Below are 16,311 nucleotides of genomic sequence, written 5' to 3'. Positions count from 1 at the left end.
CATTTCGCTGCGGGAAGCACCCGACGCCCTGCGCACCGGGGCACGCGGCGGGTGAAACGCTGATCGGCCGCGGCTCTGCGTGGCCGGGCTACAGCGTCTTCGTCAGCGTGAGGATGAAGCGCGCCTTGTTCGGCGAGAAGGTCTGCTTGCCGAAAGTGCCGAACCCCAGGTCGATGCCGGGGTTGCTCACCGCGAGGTACGAGCTCTGCTTGTTCGCGCCCTGCACCGAGCCTGCGAGCGAGAGGCCGTTGCCGAAGTCGTAAGAAGCGCCGACGTTGTAGTCGACATAGCTCTTGTAGCCCAGGCTGCGGATGTCGCTGGACATGTTGGTGTAGCCCACGGCGGCCTTCAGCGTGACCTTGGGCACGATTTCCTTGCTGTACGCCAGGTTCAGGTAGCCGGTGTTGGTGCCCTTCAGGCCCGAGCCGGCCTTGTTGCCGGCGTAGCCGAAGTAGTCCTTGGACACGGTGTGCGAATACTTCAGCGTGAACGAGCCGATGGCCTCGCTGGTGTACCCCGCGCTGCCGTACAGCTCCGTGGTGTTGCCGGACGAATTGCCGGGGTAGAGGTAGGTGAGGGCGCCCACGTCCATGTCGAACGGACCGGCCTTGAACTTGTAGCCGCCGTAGATGTCGCTTTCGATGCTGTTGCCCTTGAGCCAGTTGACGCTCGAATTCCAGTTGCCCACGTAGAAGCCGCTGTCGCCGAAGGCGTAGTCCAGCCCGCCCTGGATGGCGGGCTTGAAGCCCTTGGTCTTGGCGTAGTCGTTCTTGCCCAGCATGTCCTGGTCTTGCCCGCGGAACTTGTAGTCGGTGGTGAGGGCCACATTGCCGGCGAGCTGCGCGCTGGCGAGCAGGGGCAGGGCGGCAAGGGTGGGGAGAACGAGCACCGGGAAAGCGATGCGAAGAAGGTTGTTCATGAGTGGAAAACTTGATGAATGTCGGTGAGCCGGCAGCGTAGAAGGCCGGGTCTAAAAGCCGTGTAAAAAATGCGCGTGCGGGCGCAAAATTTCTGAGTGCAGATGTGTCGGGCGGGGGAGTGCGCGACAGTCGGTTGAACTAGAGCCCTATCGGGGACGGCAGATCGTCGATGACTTTGGGTGCATCTTTGCCCGCGTTCGGATGAACGTCGAAGTACGAGTCGAAAAGGGTGTTTGCGGCACCTCTGGGGTTTGCGACCACGGTCTGTCGAACGCGCTTGTGGACATGCCTCGGCCCGGGTTTTTCTTTGGTGGCCGGCGCGGAGAGCCGGAAGATTTCGCAGCCAAGATCGAACGCATGGTTTGCGCCGTCGTTTCTGACGATGTACTGAACCGACGGCAGATAGTTGTGATCGGCCGCAATGGACATGCCGGATGCAATCAGAAAATCGATGACGTAGTTGGTGTCCTCGATCTGTGACATCCGCTTGTACTCCCCGTTGTCGTACATCGACATGTAGTCGAGGCAGATGTCTACCCCGAACGGCACACCACCAAGCGGGTCGTTGTCGAAGCCAGGGAACTGGCTGCCGCCTGCATTGGAAAAGGCGTCAGTGGAAGATGTTTTCAAAACCAGAATGTCAAGCTTTCCCAGGCGGGGTACCCAATACGGGGCGCCAAGGTCCACGCTGTGCGGGAAGTCGATGCTGGAAACGGTGCGCTTGGGCCACATGGACATTGGCTGGGCGCCATCTGGATTGGGTTTGCTGAAGTTATCGATCGCGAGAACATAGTTGAACGCCTCGTAGACCTTGTCACCGGGGAACGGGATCTCGAAGTGTCTGCCGTCGCGTCCAACGAGGAGGATGCCGGCGTTGTCGTCTGCCGTGGCAAGCAAGCGGGCGTTTGGTACCGTGTGGTTCAGCTTGATCAAGACCTGCGCCGTTCCGGGCAGCAAGGTCAGTTTGCCGAATTGCTCCTGGGGAAAGAGGCTGATCAGCGCGCGCACATGCTTCTTCACCTCGATCACGCATGTGTCCGAAAAGATCTTGATGTCTTCTTCGTTTCGTACGGCATCCCAGTTCACGTTCCAGAAAAACTCGGGCGCCACGAAGTAGCAGAGTTCGGCCGGCGAGGTCTTCTTCGGTAACCCTTCTGCCAGCGCATCTCGAAGCAACTCGAACTTCGATTGCAACGCGCGCGTCGCATAAGTCTTCATGTCCTCGGTGGGCGCACGTTGTCTGGCAGGCGTTGGCGCGGTGGGTGTATGAAAGTTCAGGACACGCACTTGCTTCACCGCCTCTTGCACGGGCTTCGCCGGTGGCGGATCAATGGGTGGCACCTGCACCTTAGCGGGCGCTGATGCAACCATCTGTGGCGCGGGTTCGGGCGTCGTCGTTGCGGCCGGTGCCGGTACGAACGGATCGCTGCCACCTCCACCACCCCCGCATGCAGCCAGCCACACAGACGATCCAAGTGGAACCGCAAGGCCGGCCCTCAGCACCGAACGACGATTCGTTCCCTGAACAAGCCGTTTCTCCGAATCGGACTTCTCTTGTTGAGCCATGTAGGCAACTCCCTGTTTGTTGTTTGCGCGACGGCGCGAAAAACTTCCGCAACATCCGTGCCAAATTTGGCAGTGCACCAACAGAAATGCACCTGCACCAACAGGGAGTGTGTTAGCAAGAATTCAAACTTTGTGAGCTTCGTTAAGTACTGCTCTTTGTTTGACAGGAATCGTCATGGCGACTACTCCCGCCACGATGCAGGCGAGGCCCATCCATGCCGTGGCGACCAGCGTCTCGCCCAGAAACACCACGCCGATTCCCACCCCGATCGGCACGCGCAGGTACGCCTGCGCCGCGGTCGACATCGGCCCCAGTGTCTTGATGAGCCTGAAGTAGAGGGTGAAGGCCAGCGCGGTCGACAGCACCGCCAGCGCCAGCACGGCCCCCACCGATCCGGCCGACGGCGACAGCGTCCAGGGCCTGTCGATCAGCAGGCTCGCGGGCAGCAGCAGGGCCGCGCCACTCAGCAGTGAGCCCGCGGCCGGCACCATCGGGTCGAGGCCCTTGAACACGCGCCCGAACATCGCGGCGCAGCCGTAGCAAACGGCGGCCACCACCAGCCCGAGCTGCGCAAGAAGCGAATGCCCGAGCCCGTTCAATGCCTCGAACCCGACGATCAGGCAGATGCCGGCCAGCCCCGCGCCCACGCCGAACAGGCGGCGCAGGGTCGGCCTGTCGGCACCGCCCAGCGCCAGCCCGAGCAGGAAGATGAAGATGGGCGAGGTCGAGTTGAGGATCGTCGCCAGGCCCGCGTCGACGCTGCGCTCGGCCCACGCGATGAGCGTGAACGGCAGCACGCTGTTCAGGCAGGCCTGCAGCGCGAAGCGGCGCCACGTGGCGGCATCGGTCGGCAAGCGCACGCCGCGCAGGCGCAGCACCACGAGCAGCAGCAGGCCGGCGACCAGGGTGCGCGCGGCGATCAGCGTGACGGGCGGGATGGTCGCGACACCGATCTTGATGAAGGTGTACGACGCGCCCCAGCAGGTCGCGAGCACCGCGAGCAGTGCCCATTCGAAGGCGGGGGCGTGGGGTCGGCTTGAAGCGGCGAGGGCGGGGCTTTGCATGGTGCGCCGATCTTCGCGAGACCGGGCCACCGACACTTCGCTGGCGAGCGAAATGTGCACGCCCCGCTGGCGAGCGAAATGTGCGCGCCCCACTGCGAGCGAAGCGCGAATGCCTCAGTGGCTGTGGTCGTGCCCGCGGTGCGGTGCGCTGTTGCCCCCACCATTCAGCAGCGTCGCCAGGTCCACCTCCTGCTCCGCCGCCGCGCCCGCGATCACGCGCTGCTCCAGCTCGTCCAGGTGTTCCATCGCAATGGCGATGGCCTTGTCCAGCGACTTGCCGGTGAGCGCCTCGATGATCTGTTCATGCTCGCGCGGCGCGCAGCTCGCGGCCTCGGCCGAGTCGTACAGGGCCTTGTACAGCTCGGTGTTCGAAATCAGCCGCTGGATGTACGACAGCAGCTCGTCGCTGCCCGCCATCTGCGCGAGCAGCAGGTGGAAGTCGCCGGCCAGGCGAATGCAGTCTTCGCGCCGCCCTTCCTTGAACGCCTTCTGCTCCGCCTGCACGTGCTTGCGCAGCGCGGCCACCTGCTCGCGCGCGAGCTGGCCGAACAGCGTGGTGATGAGGCCGGCCTCCACGATGCGCCGCGCGCGGTAGATGCCGCGCATGTCGGCGATCGACGGGTTGGGCACGAAGGCGCCGCGGTTGTGCTCCAGCACCAGCCGCTTTTCCGAGCCCAGCCGCGCGAGCACCTTGCGCACCGCGCCGCGCGTGCAGCCCAGCGCCTCGGCCAGCGCGCGCTCGCGCAGCGGGGTGCCGGGGCGCAGCTTGCCGCTCAGCAGGGCCTTGGACACGGCGGCGTACACGCGCTCGTCCACGTTGGCGTCGTCTGACTCCATGGCCTCGGTGAGCTCCGGCGGTTCGGTGGGGGCGGGTGGTTTGCGTGCGGTGGAAGGCATGGGCATGGGAAAGAGCGGGGCAATTATTGCCCGCACCCCCGTTGCATACGGCTTCACCCCACGGCCTCCGGGAAATCCCCCGGATTGACGCGGCCCGCCCCGCTCCGTACCATTCGCCTCGTTTGGTTAACCAAAATAATATTTATGGTCAACCAAAATGGATTCAACTCTCAACCAAACCCGGAATCGAGGCTCCCCGATGAAATCCGTCAAATGGCTGGCCGCGCTGCCCGTCGTCGCCTTCTTCAGCGGCGGCTGGCTCTCGTCGGTCGCGCCCACCTTCGTGCTCGGCATGCCCTTCCTGATGGTGTGGAACGTCAGCTGGCTGGTGCTGACCTCGCTCATCATGGTGCTCATCGACCGCGCCGAGGGCGACCTGGATGCCATCGACGCGGCTGACGCAGCTAGTGCAGCGGTCGCGCTGCGCGCGCAGGGAGACGCCCGATGAACGCCGCCCTCGGCGTGATCGCGCTGTTCGTCATCGGCGCGCTGGGCCTGGCGGTGCTCGCGCGCCGCGGGCGCACCATGAGCCTGGAGCAGTGGGCGCTCGGCGGGCGCGGGCTGGGTGCCATCATGGTGTTCCTGCTGATGGCGGGCGAGTCGTTTTCCACCTTCACCTTCCTGGGCGCCAGCGGCTGGTCGTACAGCAAGGGCACGCCGGCCTTCTACATCCTGGCCTACGGCGGGCTGGCCTACCTCATGGCCTTCTGGATGCTGCCGGCCGTATGGCGCTACGCCACCACGCACAAGCTGGTGTCGTTCTCGGACTTCTTCGCGCACAAGTACAACAGCCGACCGCTCGGCGTGCTGGTGTCCGTGGTGGCGCTCATGGGCATGGTGGCGCTGCTCACCATCCAGCTGCGCGGGCTGGGCATCATCGTGTCGGAGGCCTCGTACGGCACCATTTCGCCGCAGGTGGCCATCTGGATCGGCACGGTGGTCATGGTCAGCTACATCCTGTTCTCGGGCATCCACGGCTCGGCCAGCATCGCCATCGTGAAAGACGTGCTCATCCTCGCGCTCGCGGTGTTCCTGGGGCTCTACCTGCCGTGGCACTACTACGGCGGCGTCACGCCGATGTTCACGGCCATCCATGCCGCGAACCCCACGTTCTTCGAGTTCCCGAAAGAAGGCCTGAACCTCACCTGGTACAACTCGACCATCCTGCTCACCGCGCTGGGCTACTACCTGTACCCGTTCAACCTCACCTCGGTGTACGCGGCCAAGAGCGCGAGCGCAGTGCGCCGCAACACCATCCTGATGCCGCTGTACCAGGTGGTCATCGCCTTCCTGTTCCTGGTGGGTTTCGCGGCCATCCTGCAGGTGCCGGGGCTGAAGGGCGCGGAGGTCGACCTGGCCCTGTTCGGTCTGGTCAAGCACACCTTCGACCCGTGGTTCGTGGGCGTCATCGGCGGCACGGGCGTGCTCACGGCGCTGGTGCCGGGCTCGATGATCCTGCTGACCGCCTCCACCGTGATCGGCAAGAACGTCTACAAGGAAGGCTTCGCCCACAACGCCACCGACAAGCAGGTGTCGCGCGTGGCGCGCGGCGTGCTGCCGGTGTTCGCGCTGGTGGCGGTGTACTTCGTGCTGCGCGGCGGCACCACCATCGTGGCGGTGGCCATCTTCGCGTCCAGCCTGCTCACGCAGCTGTTGCCGTCGCTGCTGTTCAGCCTCATGAAGAAGCCTTTCGGCAACAAGCACGCGGCTTTCGCGGGCATCCTGGCGGGCGGCGCGGTGCTCGGCTTCATGATGACGACGGGCTCCAACCTGGGTACGCTGTTTCCCGCGGCGCCGGTGGTGTTCAAGTCGCTCAACACCGGCCTGGTGGCGCTGGCGACCAACGCGCTGGTGTTCGTGATCGTCGCGCTGTTCACGGCACGCGCCGTGCCGCGCAGCGTGTCCGCGCAACCGGCCTGACTTGGCGCCCTGAGCTGCCGCCCTGACCTGCCGTCCCACGTCCTTGAAAGAACCCGACCCCATGTCCTCGCTCCTCATCCGCAATGTTCGCCCCATGGGCTCCCCTGGTGGTCCGGCCGTCGACGTGCGCGTGCAGGACGGCCGCATCGCCGAGGTCGGCCCCGCGCTCGCCGCGCCGACCGCCACGCCGGTGGAAGAGGGCGGTGGCGCCCTGCTGCTGCCCGGCCTGGTCGAAGGCCACACCCACCTCGACAAGACGATGTGGGGCATGGACTGGTACCGCAACGAGGTCGGCACCAACCTCACCGACAAGATCGACAACGAGCGCGCCTTTCGCCATGCCAGCGGCCACGACGCCGCCGCGCAATCGAAGGTGCTGGCCAAGGCCTTCCTCGCGCTGGGCACCACGCGGCTGCGCACGCATGTGGACGTGGACACCCAGGCCGGCCTGCGCCACCTCGAAGGCACCTTGCGCACGCGCGAGGCGCTGCGCGAGGTGCAGCAGATCCAGCTGGTCGCGTTCCCGCAGTCGGGCCTGCTGGGCCGCCCCGGCACCGCCGAGCTGCTCGACGAGTCGCTCGCCATGGGGGCCGACGTGCTCGGCGGCCTCGACCCCTGCGCCATCGACGGCGACCCGGTGAAGTCGCTCGACGTGCTCTTCGGCATCGCGCACAAGCACCAGCGCCCGCTCGACATCCACCTGCACGAGCCCGGCGCCATGGGCGCGTTTTCGCTCGACCTGATCCTGCAGCGCACCGAGGCGCTGGGCATGCAGGGCAAGGTGGCGATCAGCCACGGCTTCTGCCTGGGTGACGTAGGCGAACGCGAGCGCGAAGCCCTGCTCGCACGCATGGCGAAGCTGGGCGTGGTTCTCGTCACCAGCGCGCCGCCTTCGCGCAGCGTGCCGCCGCTGCTGGCCTGCCGCCAGGCCGGCGTGACGGTGCTGGGCGGCAACGACGGCATCCGCGACACCTGGTCGCCGTACGGCAACCCCGACATGCTCGAGCGCGCCATGATCATCGGCCTGCGCTACAACCTGCGCCGCGACGACGAGCTCGAAGTGGCGCTCGACACCGTCACCCATTCCGGCGCGCGCGGCTGCGGCTTCGAACAGTACGGGCTGGTGCCCGGCAACCGCGCCGACCTGGTGCTGGTCGACGCGCAGACCGTGGCGCAGGCCGTGGTCGCTCGCCCCGTGCGCCGGCTGGTGGTGTCGGGCGGGCGCGTGGTGGCGCGCCAGGGCGTGCTGCAGCCCGAGGTCGCGGCCTTGTGACGGTGCGGCGCGGCAGCAAGGACGGCGGCAGCGATGGCGGCATGGCCTTCGCCGTCGTCATCGTGCTGGTGGCGCTCAACCTGCGCGCCTTTCTCACCTCGAGCAGCCCGCTGCTGGCGGCCATACGGCAGGCCACGGGCATCAGCTTTCATGCGGTCGCGTTGCTCACGGTGCTGCCGATGTTCGCCATGGGCGCCATGTCGCTCGTCGGCGCGGCGGTGGGCCAGCGCGTGGGCGCGCGCGCCGGCATTGCCTGCGGGCTGGCGGCCATCGCGGTGGCCTGCGCGAGCCGCTACGTGGCGGGCGGCGCGGCGGCCTTGCTGTGGAGCGCGGCGCTCGCGGGCGCGGGCGTGGGGCTGGTGCAGGCGCTGATGCCCGGCGTGGTCAAGCAGGCCTACCCCACGCGCATCGGCGTGATGACGGGGCTGTACTCCGCCGCCATCATGGGCGGCGGCGGCCTCGGTGCCATGGCCAGCCCGTGGGTGGCGCACGCGTTCGGCGGCGCGCAGCCCGACTGGCATGCGGGCCTGGCCATCTGGGCGCTGCTCGCGACCTTCGCGCTGCTGTACTGGCTGAACATGCGGCGCGTGCAGTTCACTGCCGACGCGCCGCGCCAGAACCTCTCGTGGCTGCGCTGCTTCGGCAACCGCCGCGCCTGGCTGCTGGCCGTGTGCTTCGGCCTCATCAACGGCGGCTACACCAGCCTGGTCGCGTGGCTGCCGCACTTCTATGCGCAGCAGGGCTGGAGCGCGCAGCAGGGCGGCTCGGTGCTCGCGCTGATGACGCTGGCGCAGGTGGTGGCCGCGCTGGCCATGCCCGCCATCGCGCGCAGCCGGGGGCGCGACATGCGGCCCTGGCTGGTGCTCACGCTGCTCGCGCAGCTCGCGGGCTTTGCCGCGCTCACCTTCGAGGCGCCCGTGCCGGCGCCGGCCGTCGCCGTGGTGCTGGGCTTCGGCCTGGGCGGCGCGTTCGCGCTGTGCATGGTGCTGGCGCTCGACCACCTGGGCGATCCGGCGCAGGCCGGCGCGCTGGCGGGCTTCATGCAGGGCGTGGGCTTCATGATCGCGGCGCTCGCGCCCTTCGTCACCGGCTGGGTGCGCGAGCACACCGGCGGCTTCACGCTCGCGTGGGCCTACCTGGGCGCGGTGGTCGTGGTGCTGCTGCCGCTGATGCTGTGCTTCGACCCGGGCCGCTATGCGAAAGCGATGGCGGGGCTGTTCGCACCGCAGCCGTCCTCGCCGCACACCCACTCACCCGTCCACGCGCTCGACGGCGCCAGAAAGGCATGACCCCCATGACCCCCATGACCCGCATGTACCACCAGCCCTTCATGCAACGCGCGCTCGCACTTTCCGCGCAGGCGCTGAGCGTGCCCGGCACCGAGCCCTTCGGTGCCGTGGTCGTGAAAGACGGCGCCATCGTCGGCGAAGGCTTCAACCACTCCGTCGCGCACTCCGACCCGACCTCGCACGGCGAGATCGAGGCCATTCGCGATGCCTGCCGCAAGCTGGGCACGGTCAACCTCGCGGACTGCGAGATGTACACCTCGTGCGAGCCCTGCGCCATGTGCGTGGCGGCCATGCACATCGCGGGCATCGGCCAGCTGTACTACGCGGCCTCGCTCGCGCAGTCGGGCGAGGCCTTCGAGGGCGTGAGCGTGGCGGCAAGGCACCCCATCGACGTCGAGGCGCTGCGCGCCGAGGCCGGCGCCACGCTGGAGCAGCGCACGCTGCCCGCGGAACAGAAGCTGGCCGACGACGCCGTGCGGATTCTTTCGGACTGGGCTGCCTCGCGCCGGGTGGGCTGAGGCTGCTGAAACCCTACACCGGGCTCTTCAACGCCGCCACCACCGCATCGAAGAACGGCACCACCGGCAAGCTGCCGTTGCCCGCCGGGTCGGTCTGGGCGCCCCAGATCACGACGACCACCTGTTCCTTGCGGTTGATGTAGATGTACTGGCCCATGATGCCGGTCGCGTAGAACGCACCGTCGGCCGCCGAGGGCCCGCTGGGCGGTATCCACCACAGGTAGCCGTAGCTGATCGGCTTGCCCGTGCTCAGCACCTTGGGCGAACCCGCCTGCGCGATCCAGCCCGCCGGCACCACCTGCTGCCCGGCGGCCACGCCGTCGTTCATCACGAACAGGCCGAAGCGCGCGTAGTCGCGCAGCGTGGCGCTGATGCCGCTGCCGCCAATTTCCACGCCGTCGGGCGAGTCCAGCCACCAGTTGGCCTGCGACTCCATGCCCACCTTCGACCAGATCTTCTCGGACAGGTACTGCGCCAGCGGCTTCTTCACGGCGTTGTGGACGATCTCCCCGGCCACCTGCGTCTCGCCCGTGCTGTAGTTGTAGACCGAGCCCGGCGCTGCCGCGCGCGGCAGCTTGCTCATCAGGTCCATGGCAGAGCCGGCCTTCTGGCTGATCTGCGCCTCCAGCAGCTGGCGGCGGTCGGAGGCCGGGTCGGTGTAGGTTTCGTTCCACTTCGCGCCCGAGGCCATCATCAGCACGTCGCGCACCGTGGCGCCGTCGTAGGCGCTGCCCGCCAGGCGGGGCACGTACTTCACGACCTGGTCGTCGATGCTGGCGATGTAGCCGTCTTTCACGGCCGCGCCGATGAGCGTGGACGTGACCGACTTGGCCACCGACATCGACATCCAGCGCGTCTTGGCGGTGTTGCCGTAGCGGTAGGTCTCGTTGACCACGTTGCCGTTCTTCAGCACCAGCAGCGCGGCCACGCGGTTCACGGTGAGGAAGTCGGCCAGGGCGTAGGTGTTGCCGTTGGCGGTGAAGCTCAGCTGCGTGAGTGGCGTGGGTGCTGCGGGCAGCGGGTACGGCGTGCCGCCGGGCTCGATGGTGCGCGTGGGAAACAGCCGGTCGATGTTGCGGTAGGTGTTCACGGCCAGGTCGGCCGAGAGCGCACCGTCGTAGATCTGGCGCACCGTGCCGATGGGCTCGTTCGCGTGGGGGTAGGCGGCGCTGTTGCCGCCGTCGGTGCCTCCGTTCGCGGGTGGCGCGGTTGATGCGGGCGGTGCGACGACGATGGGAAGCGCCGCGCCCCCACCACCCCCGCCGCCTCCACCCCCTCCGCATGCCGCCAGCAGCAACGCCGTGGCGAGCACCGAAGCCGACAGCCGGATGCGCTTCGGGCGCCCCAGGCACGTTGATACCAATGCCTTCTCGACAGCTTGATCCACGCGAGTCTCCTTGTTGGTTTTCGACCTTCGCGAGCCGTGCCCCTCCAGCGGCGCGCCGGCGCGGATGATCGCACCTGTAGTGTTTGTCGCCAACCCACGCGCGGTGGCCGCTGACACGGCATCTCGCGGCGCGGTGCAACCATGAAGCCTGATTTCAACAACCCGGAGGACCGCTCAATGAACAAAGCCCTGATCGCCATCGCCACGTCGCTCACCCTGCTCGCCGCTGGCACCGCCAGTGCGCAGATCGGCAAGGCCGCCTCCGAGGCGACCGACGCCGCGCAGCACAAGATCGACGAGAAGCAGGCCGACAGCAAGGCCAAGAAGAGCGGCCCCGTGGGCAAGGCCGTGAACAACGTCAAGTCGGGCTATCACAAGAACCGCTCGAAGGCGTCGGCCGACAAGGCCAAGCAGTCGCTGAAGAACGCGGGCTGATCCACGCTCCCCCGCTGAAGGGCATGCCGCCTTGCGCGGCGTGCCCTTCGTCGTTCATGAGCGACGCGTGATGACGGGTGAACCGTGGTTCAGCCTGCGCGGCGAACGTTGACCACCGTCGCCTGCATCATCGCGACCACCTTGTACGCGGTGCCACCGTCGGTGAACGCGCGCACTTCACCCGTGCACACCGACAGCAGCTTGCCCGCGCTCTGCACCTTGCCCACGGCCAGGAAGCGCGTGCCCAGCGCGGGGCGCATGAAGTTGATCTTGAACTCGGCCGTCACCACGTCGAACTCCGCCGGTGCCGTCGTCAACGCGGCATAGCCGCATGCGCTGTCGACGATGCTGGTGACCGCACCCGCGTGCACGAAGCCCTGCTGCTGCGAGAGCGCCAGCGAGAACGGCATGGCGATGTGGACCTCGCCTTCGCCCACGAACACGAGGCTGGCGCCCAGCGTCTTCATGAGGCCTTGCGAGCCGAAGCTGTCGGCAATGCGCGTCTGGGTTGTCGGGGTATTGCTCATGGGTGCGTGCGGAGTCTCGAATAATTCAGGTTCTACCATCCGCGACCCCGAGAGGACCCCATGCGCGCTCCCGCGATCCTCGCCAGCCTGCTGCTGGCCGCCTCTTCGACGCTGGTGTCGCAAGCCTTCGCGCAGGCCGCGACACAGGCGCCTACACAGGCTCCCGCAAAGGCGCCGTACGACGGCCCGCTGTTCGACACCCACCTGCACTACAACCAGGAAGCATGGGACGGCAACACCGGCCCTTACCCGCCCGCCGAAGCGCTGGCGCGCATGCAGCGCAACAACGTGAAGGCCATCGTCGCCAACTCGCGCCCCAACGCCGGCACGCAGACGCTGCCCGCGGCAAAGGAAACGCGCGAGGCCGGCGTGCGCGTGGTGCCCTTCGTGCGCCTGTACCGCAACCGCGACGACTACGGCAACTGGTTCCGCGACGACACCATCCACGACATGGTGCAGGCCGAGCTCGCACGCGGCACGCCCAGCGGCCCCTACCGCGGCCTGGGCGAGTTCCACCTGTACGACAGCGCCAATGCCAACGGCCCCGTGGCCAAGAAGCTCATTGCGCTGGCGGAACGCCAGAAGCTCGCGGTGCTCGCGCATGTGGACGACGAGGCCATCGACCTGCTGATGGCCAACGCCCCGTCGAAGGGGCAGGACCTGCGCCTCATCTGGGCGCACACCGGCATCGGCGGCGCGCCCATCGCGCGCGTGCAGGCGCTGCTGGAGCGCTACCCGCTGCTGATGGGCGAGCTGTCTTACCGGCCCGGGCTCACCTGCGAGGGCGGCACGCTGTGCCCCGAGTGGCGCGCGCTCATCCTCAAGTACCCCGGGCGCTTCCTGGTCGGCTCCGACACCTGGGTCAACCAGCGCTGGAGCGCCTACGACGACATCATGCGCGGCTACCGCGTGTGGCTGGGCGACCTGCCGCCCGATGTGGCGCAGCGCATTGCGTGGGGCAATGCGGCTGCGTTGTTCGACCTGCGCTGAACGGGGACGCTGCTAGTCAGCGCTCGCGTTCGCACGCTCCCGCGCCCGAACCACCGTCGTCGTTTCCCCCGCATAGCCCCAGTTGTCGGTGTCGATCTCGTCGATCACCACGTGCGTCAGCTCGGGCTTCTTGCCCAGCACGCGCTGCAGCGTGTCGGTGATCTCCGCGATCACGGTGGCCTTCTGCTCGCGCGTGACGCCGTCGCGCGTGATGCGCACGTTGACGAATGGCATGGTGTGCTCCTTGTGCTTCGCGCCCGGTTTCAGAAGTTGCCCGCCGCCGCGGCGCCGTCCACCGCCAGCACGGCGCCGCTGGTGAAGCCCGCGTTCACCAGGTAGAGCACGGCGTCGGCAATTTCGTCGACGGTGCCCAGGCGGCCGGTCGGCTGCAGGGTCTTCAGGAAGGCATGCGACTCGGCCGGGTGCATCGGGCTGTCGATGATGCCGGGCGCCACCGCGTTCACGCGCACGCCATGCGGCGCCAGTTCGAGCGCCAGCGCGCGCGTGGCCGCGTTGAGCCCGCCCTTGAGCAGCACCGCCATGAAGGCCGGCACGTTGCTGCGCGGCTGCAGCGCGATCGATGCTGTGATGTTCACGATGGCGCCCGCGCCGCGGCCGATCATGTGCCTGGCCGCGGCCTGCGACGCGAAGATGGTGCCCTTCACGTTGGTGGCGATCTGCTGCTCGATTTCTTCGGGCGTGAACTCGATGAAGGGCTTGGGCAGGAAGATGCCGGCGTTGTTCACCAGCGCATCGACGCCGCCGAAGCGCGACACCGCATGCCCGACCACCGCCTGCGCCACGCGCGGGTCGGCGATGTCGCCGGCCACGCCGGCAAAGCGGTCGCCCGCGTTCAGCTGGCCCGCGGCCTCCTGCAGCCGCGCATCGCTGCGCGCATTGCCGACCACGTTCCAGCCTTCGGCCAGCAGGCGGCGGGCAATGCCAAAGCCGATGCCGCTGCTGGCGCCGGTGACGACGGCGGTCTTGCCGCCTTGGGGGATCTGCACGGTCATGATGATTTCCTTCCGGTTTCAGCGGGCCGCGAGATGCGGCGCCGTCATGGAAGGAAGTGTGGATTCGACCGGGCGAAGAGTGAATAGCCGGCGTTCGGCAATCACTCTTCCTTATGGCGAGTGAATCAGGCGCGCTTTGGCTTTGGGACCGCTTTGGGCCTTGGCTTGGCCGCAGCCTTCTCCTTCGGCGCGCAAGCCTCCGACCACGCCGCGAACCCCGCGCGCAGCCGGGGCAACGCGAAGTCGACAAAGGCCCGCACCTTCGGCACCGACAGCCGCCCGTGCGGCGATACCAGGTGCGCCGGCAGCGGCGGCGCCTCGTCGTCGGGCAGGATGATGCGCAGCCGCCCCTGCGCCACCTCGTCGGCCACGTGGTACGAGAACGAGCGCAGCACGCCGCGCCCCTCCGCCGCCGACGCCACCGCCGCGCGCAGGCTGTTGACCACGAAGCGCGGCGCGAACTGCACCGTGCGCGGCATCGTGGAGCCGGCCTGCGGCGGAAAGCTCCACGAGTCGATGCCGAAGTGCGTCATGGCCACAACCTGGTGCTCCGCCAGGTCCGACGGCTGCGCGATGCGCGGGTGCCGCGCCAGGTAGCGCGGCGACGCCGTGAGCACGCGCCGCACCTCGCCGATGGGCAGCGCCACCAGCGTCGAATCGGCCAGGTGCGCGATGCGCAGCGCCACGTCGATGCCCTCGTCGATCAGGTTGGCGGGCCGGTCGAGCAGGTGCAGCCGCACCGACACGGTGGGGTGCGCGTTCATGAACTCGTCGAGGATGGGCCTCAGCAGCGCCTCGCCGACGGCCACCGCCGCCGTCACCGTGAGCCGGCCGCGCGGGGCCGAGCGCTCGCCGGCGGCGGCGATGTCGGCTTCTTCCAGGTCGGTGAGGATGCGGCGGCATGCCACCGCGTAGCGCTCGCCCGCGTCGCTCAGGCGAATGGAGCGCGTGGTTCGGTGCAGCAGCTCGGCGCCCACGTGCGTTTCCAGGAAGGCGATCGCGCGGCTCACCGCGGCGGGCGACTTGCCCAGCTTGCGCCCCGCGCCGGCCAGGCTGCCTTCGGCCAGCGCTGCGACGAACACCTTCATGGCATCGATGCGGTCCACGATTCTTCCTTGCTGCGAAATACTGAATGCCCAAGCATAGGGATTCACTCGGGCGGCGGCAATTACTAGCATCGAGGCGTCGGTTGGCACACACGTGTAGCCGACGAACAGCAGGAGAAATTCCCATGGCCGCAGCCCACCGCGCCAACCAGGCGAACCCCGCCATCCCCGCGAACCTCACCGGTCGTGCGAACCCCGCCGCGCCGCCGTGGCGCGCCATCCTCGCGGGCTTCTGCGCCACGCTGGTCGGCCTGGGGCTGGCGCGCTTCGGCTACACGCCCTTGCTGCCGGCCATCATCGACGCGCACTGGTTCAGCGCCTCGGCCGCCACCTACCTGGGCGCGGCCAACCTCGTGGGTTACCTGCTGGGCGCATTGCTGGGCGGCCCCATGTCGGCGCGCTGGCCGGTGCGCAGCGTGCTGCGCGCCATGATGCTGGCGACCGCCGCGTCCTTGCTGGCCTGCGCCTGGCCTGTCGACTTCGCGTGGTTCTTCGGCTGGCGCGTGGTCTCGGGCAGTGCCGGCGGCGCGCTGATGGTGCTGGCTGCGCCCACGGTGCTCGCGCACGTCACGCCGCAGCAACGCGGGCTGGCCAGCGGCATGGTGTTCGCGGGCATCGGCCTGGGCATCGCGGCCTCGGGCACGCTGGTGCCGCTGCTGCTGCGCCAGGGGCTGGCGGCCACGTGGATCGGGCTGGCGGTGCTGGCGCTGGTGCTCACCGCCGTCGCGTGGCACGGCTGGCCCGCCGCGGCGCCGGTGGCTCCCGGTTCGCATGCCGCGCACGCTGCGCATGCGGCCAGCGCGCGCCCGCCCGTCGCCACGGGCAGGTTGCGCGCGCTGACCCTGTCTTACGCGCTGAACGCCGTGTGCCTGGTGCCGCACATGATCTTTTTGGTCGACTTCGTCGCGCGCGGGCTGGGGCAGGGGCTGGCGGTGGGGGCGCAGTACTGGGTGGTGTTCGGCCTGGGTGCCATCGTGGGGCCGGTGCTCAGCGGCTACCTGGCGGACCGCGTGGGCTTCGGCGCCGCGTTGCGCATCGCCTTCGCGGTGCAGGCGCTGGCCTTGGCGCTGCCGGCCTTCGGGGTCATCGGGCATGGCGGGCTCATCGTGTCCAGCGTGGTCATCGGCGCGTTCACGCCGGGCATCGTGCCGCTGGTGCTGGGCCGGGTGCAGGAGCTGCTGGCGCACCACCCCTCGCTGCAGAAGGCCGCATGGAGCCAGGCGACCACCGGTTTCGCGGTGCTGCAGGCCAGCGCGGCATACGGCATGTCGTGGCTGCTCGGGCACTCGGGTGGTAACTATGCGTTGCTCTTCTCGCTGGGCGGCGGCGCCGTGGTGCTGGCGCTGCTTACAGACCTTGTTGCTGGCAGGCTGCACACCGTGAAGTGATTCGGCGCGCCGCACTT

Annotated in this window: 17 protein-coding genes; 8 read left to right on the top strand and 9 right to left on the bottom strand. The window is 68.2% G+C overall.

What is annotated here, in order from left to right; all coding sequences use genetic code 11:
* Nucleotides 1-88: 88 nt before the first annotated feature.
* The 4 genes from AB6807_RS34395 to AB6807_RS34380 all read right to left on the bottom strand — a co-directional run bounded on the left by AB6807_RS34395 (nucleotide 89) and on the right by AB6807_RS34380 (nucleotide 4,448).
* Entirely contained in the window at nucleotides 89-919 is an 831-nt protein-coding gene (locus AB6807_RS34395; RefSeq protein WP_371088054.1) for a TorF family putative porin, read from the bottom strand.
* A 139-nt stretch (nucleotides 920-1,058) separates the two neighbouring features.
* The gene (locus tag AB6807_RS34390; protein WP_371088053.1) at nucleotides 1,059-2,486 is read right to left on the bottom strand and encodes a hypothetical protein; all 1,428 of its coding nucleotides are present in this window, start codon (nucleotides 2,484-2,486) and stop codon (nucleotides 1,059-1,061) included.
* A 123-nt stretch (nucleotides 2,487-2,609) separates the two neighbouring features.
* Nucleotides 2,610-3,551 (bottom strand): DMT family transporter, encoded by a 942-nt coding sequence (locus AB6807_RS34385; RefSeq protein WP_371088052.1) that lies wholly within the window; start codon nucleotides 3,549-3,551, stop codon nucleotides 2,610-2,612.
* A gap of 114 nt (nucleotides 3,552-3,665) precedes the next feature.
* Nucleotides 3,666-4,448 carry a GntR family transcriptional regulator gene (locus AB6807_RS34380; protein WP_371088051.1) on the bottom strand — a complete coding sequence of 261 codons (783 nt, stop codon included), beginning with the start codon at nucleotides 4,446-4,448 and terminating at the stop codon, nucleotides 3,666-3,668.
* 199 nt (nucleotides 4,449-4,647) lie between these two features.
* Between AB6807_RS34380 and AB6807_RS34375 the strand changes: the two genes are divergently transcribed.
* The 5 genes from AB6807_RS34375 to AB6807_RS34355 all read left to right on the top strand — a co-directional run bounded on the left by AB6807_RS34375 (nucleotide 4,648) and on the right by AB6807_RS34355 (nucleotide 9,448).
* On the top strand, nucleotides 4,648-4,896 hold the full coding sequence (locus tag AB6807_RS34375; protein ID WP_371088050.1) for a DUF3311 domain-containing protein: 249 nt from the start codon (nucleotides 4,648-4,650) through the stop codon (nucleotides 4,894-4,896).
* Nucleotides 4,893-6,368 (top strand): sodium:solute symporter, encoded by a 1,476-nt coding sequence (locus tag AB6807_RS34370; protein ID WP_371088049.1) that lies wholly within the window; start codon nucleotides 4,893-4,895, stop codon nucleotides 6,366-6,368. Before AB6807_RS34375 ends, AB6807_RS34370 begins: the two co-directional genes overlap by 4 nt.
* A 61-nt stretch (nucleotides 6,369-6,429) precedes the next feature.
* A complete protein-coding gene (locus AB6807_RS34365; protein ID WP_371088048.1) occupies nucleotides 6,430-7,641 on the top strand; it encodes an amidohydrolase family protein in 1,212 nt (403 codons plus the stop codon).
* A complete protein-coding gene (locus AB6807_RS34360; protein WP_371088047.1) occupies nucleotides 7,638-8,930 on the top strand; it encodes a cyanate transporter in 1,293 nt (430 codons plus the stop codon). The genes AB6807_RS34365 and AB6807_RS34360 overlap by 4 nt, the downstream gene beginning before the upstream one ends.
* Nucleotides 8,931-8,935: 5 nt before the next feature.
* Nucleotides 8,936-9,448, top strand: a complete 513-nt coding sequence (locus AB6807_RS34355) for a nucleoside deaminase (RefSeq protein ID WP_371088046.1) — start codon at nucleotides 8,936-8,938, stop codon at nucleotides 9,446-9,448.
* Between the two features lie 13 nt (nucleotides 9,449-9,461).
* On the opposite strand, the gene AB6807_RS34350 is transcribed toward AB6807_RS34355, so the two are convergent.
* Nucleotides 9,462-10,835 carry a serine hydrolase domain-containing protein gene (locus AB6807_RS34350; RefSeq protein WP_371088045.1) on the bottom strand — a complete coding sequence of 458 codons (1,374 nt, stop codon included), beginning with the start codon at nucleotides 10,833-10,835 and terminating at the stop codon, nucleotides 9,462-9,464.
* A gap of 177 nt (nucleotides 10,836-11,012) precedes the next feature.
* Between AB6807_RS34350 and AB6807_RS34345 the strand changes: the two genes are divergently transcribed.
* Nucleotides 11,013-11,270 carry a hypothetical protein gene (locus tag AB6807_RS34345; RefSeq protein WP_116910600.1) on the top strand — a complete coding sequence of 86 codons (258 nt, stop codon included), beginning with the start codon at nucleotides 11,013-11,015 and terminating at the stop codon, nucleotides 11,268-11,270.
* An 89-nt stretch (nucleotides 11,271-11,359) separates the two neighbouring features.
* Here AB6807_RS34345 and AB6807_RS34340 read toward each other — a convergent pair whose 3' ends face one another.
* On the bottom strand, nucleotides 11,360-11,797 hold the full coding sequence (locus AB6807_RS34340; protein ID WP_371088044.1) for a PaaI family thioesterase: 438 nt from the start codon (nucleotides 11,795-11,797) through the stop codon (nucleotides 11,360-11,362).
* A gap of 60 nt (nucleotides 11,798-11,857) precedes the next feature.
* On the opposite strand from AB6807_RS34340, the gene AB6807_RS34335 reads away from it, so the two are divergent.
* Entirely contained in the window at nucleotides 11,858-12,787 is a 930-nt protein-coding gene (locus AB6807_RS34335) for an amidohydrolase family protein (RefSeq protein WP_371088043.1), read from the top strand.
* A gap of 12 nt (nucleotides 12,788-12,799) precedes the next feature.
* Here AB6807_RS34335 and AB6807_RS34330 read toward each other — a convergent pair whose 3' ends face one another.
* The 3 genes from AB6807_RS34330 to AB6807_RS34320 form a co-directional block, all read right to left on the bottom strand.
* Nucleotides 12,800-13,021, bottom strand: a complete 222-nt coding sequence (locus tag AB6807_RS34330) for a 4-oxalocrotonate tautomerase family protein (protein WP_371088042.1) — start codon at nucleotides 13,019-13,021, stop codon at nucleotides 12,800-12,802.
* A 29-nt stretch (nucleotides 13,022-13,050) separates the two neighbouring features.
* Nucleotides 13,051-13,800, bottom strand: a complete 750-nt coding sequence (locus tag AB6807_RS34325; RefSeq protein ID WP_371088041.1) for an SDR family NAD(P)-dependent oxidoreductase — start codon at nucleotides 13,798-13,800, stop codon at nucleotides 13,051-13,053.
* A gap of 125 nt (nucleotides 13,801-13,925) precedes the next feature.
* Nucleotides 13,926-14,906 (bottom strand): LysR family transcriptional regulator, encoded by a 981-nt coding sequence (locus AB6807_RS34320; RefSeq protein WP_371088040.1) that lies wholly within the window; start codon nucleotides 14,904-14,906, stop codon nucleotides 13,926-13,928.
* Nucleotides 14,907-15,031: 125 nt separating this feature from the next.
* Here AB6807_RS34320 and AB6807_RS34315 point away from each other — a divergent pair, with 125 nt between their 5' ends.
* The gene (locus tag AB6807_RS34315; protein WP_371088039.1) at nucleotides 15,032-16,294 is read left to right on the top strand and encodes a YbfB/YjiJ family MFS transporter; all 1,263 of its coding nucleotides are present in this window, start codon (nucleotides 15,032-15,034) and stop codon (nucleotides 16,292-16,294) included.
* Nucleotides 16,295-16,311: the final 17 nt, after the last annotated feature.

Source organism: Variovorax sp. RCC_210 (assembly GCF_041355175.1).
Classification (GTDB): domain Bacteria; phylum Pseudomonadota; class Gammaproteobacteria; order Burkholderiales; family Burkholderiaceae_C; genus Variovorax.
The sequence above is the reverse complement of the archived record's forward strand: the minus strand, read 5'-3'. Positions and strand labels throughout refer to the sequence as shown.

Bases quoted from the DNA above. Each gene is read 5' to 3' on its own strand.
- AB6807_RS34395 (WP_371088054.1), bottom strand. From the start codon at position 919: ATGAACAACCTTCTTCGCATCGCTTTCCCGGTGCTCGTTCTCCCCACC.
- AB6807_RS34390 (WP_371088053.1), bottom strand. From the start codon at position 2,486: ATGGCTCAACAAGAGAAGTCCGATTCGGAGAAACGGCTTGTTCAGGGA.
- AB6807_RS34385 (WP_371088052.1), bottom strand. From the start codon at position 3,551: ATGCAAAGCCCCGCCCTCGCCGCTTCAAGCCGACCCCACGCCCCCGCC.
- AB6807_RS34380 (WP_371088051.1), bottom strand. From the start codon at position 4,448: ATGCCTTCCACCGCACGCAAACCACCCGCCCCCACCGAACCGCCGGAG.
- AB6807_RS34375 (WP_371088050.1), top strand. From the start codon at position 4,648: ATGAAATCCGTCAAATGGCTGGCCGCGCTGCCCGTCGTCGCCTTCTTC.
- AB6807_RS34370 (WP_371088049.1), top strand. From the start codon at position 4,893: ATGAACGCCGCCCTCGGCGTGATCGCGCTGTTCGTCATCGGCGCGCTG.
- AB6807_RS34365 (WP_371088048.1), top strand. From the start codon at position 6,430: ATGTCCTCGCTCCTCATCCGCAATGTTCGCCCCATGGGCTCCCCTGGT.
- AB6807_RS34355 (WP_371088046.1), top strand. From the start codon at position 8,936: ATGACCCCCATGACCCGCATGTACCACCAGCCCTTCATGCAACGCGCG.
- AB6807_RS34345 (WP_116910600.1), top strand. From the start codon at position 11,013: ATGAACAAAGCCCTGATCGCCATCGCCACGTCGCTCACCCTGCTCGCC.
- AB6807_RS34340 (WP_371088044.1), bottom strand. From the start codon at position 11,797: ATGAGCAATACCCCGACAACCCAGACGCGCATTGCCGACAGCTTCGGC.
- AB6807_RS34335 (WP_371088043.1), top strand. From the start codon at position 11,858: ATGCGCGCTCCCGCGATCCTCGCCAGCCTGCTGCTGGCCGCCTCTTCG.
- AB6807_RS34330 (WP_371088042.1), bottom strand. From the start codon at position 13,021: ATGCCATTCGTCAACGTGCGCATCACGCGCGACGGCGTCACGCGCGAG.
- AB6807_RS34325 (WP_371088041.1), bottom strand. From the start codon at position 13,800: ATGACCGTGCAGATCCCCCAAGGCGGCAAGACCGCCGTCGTCACCGGC.
- AB6807_RS34315 (WP_371088039.1), top strand. From the start codon at position 15,032: ATGGCCGCAGCCCACCGCGCCAACCAGGCGAACCCCGCCATCCCCGCG.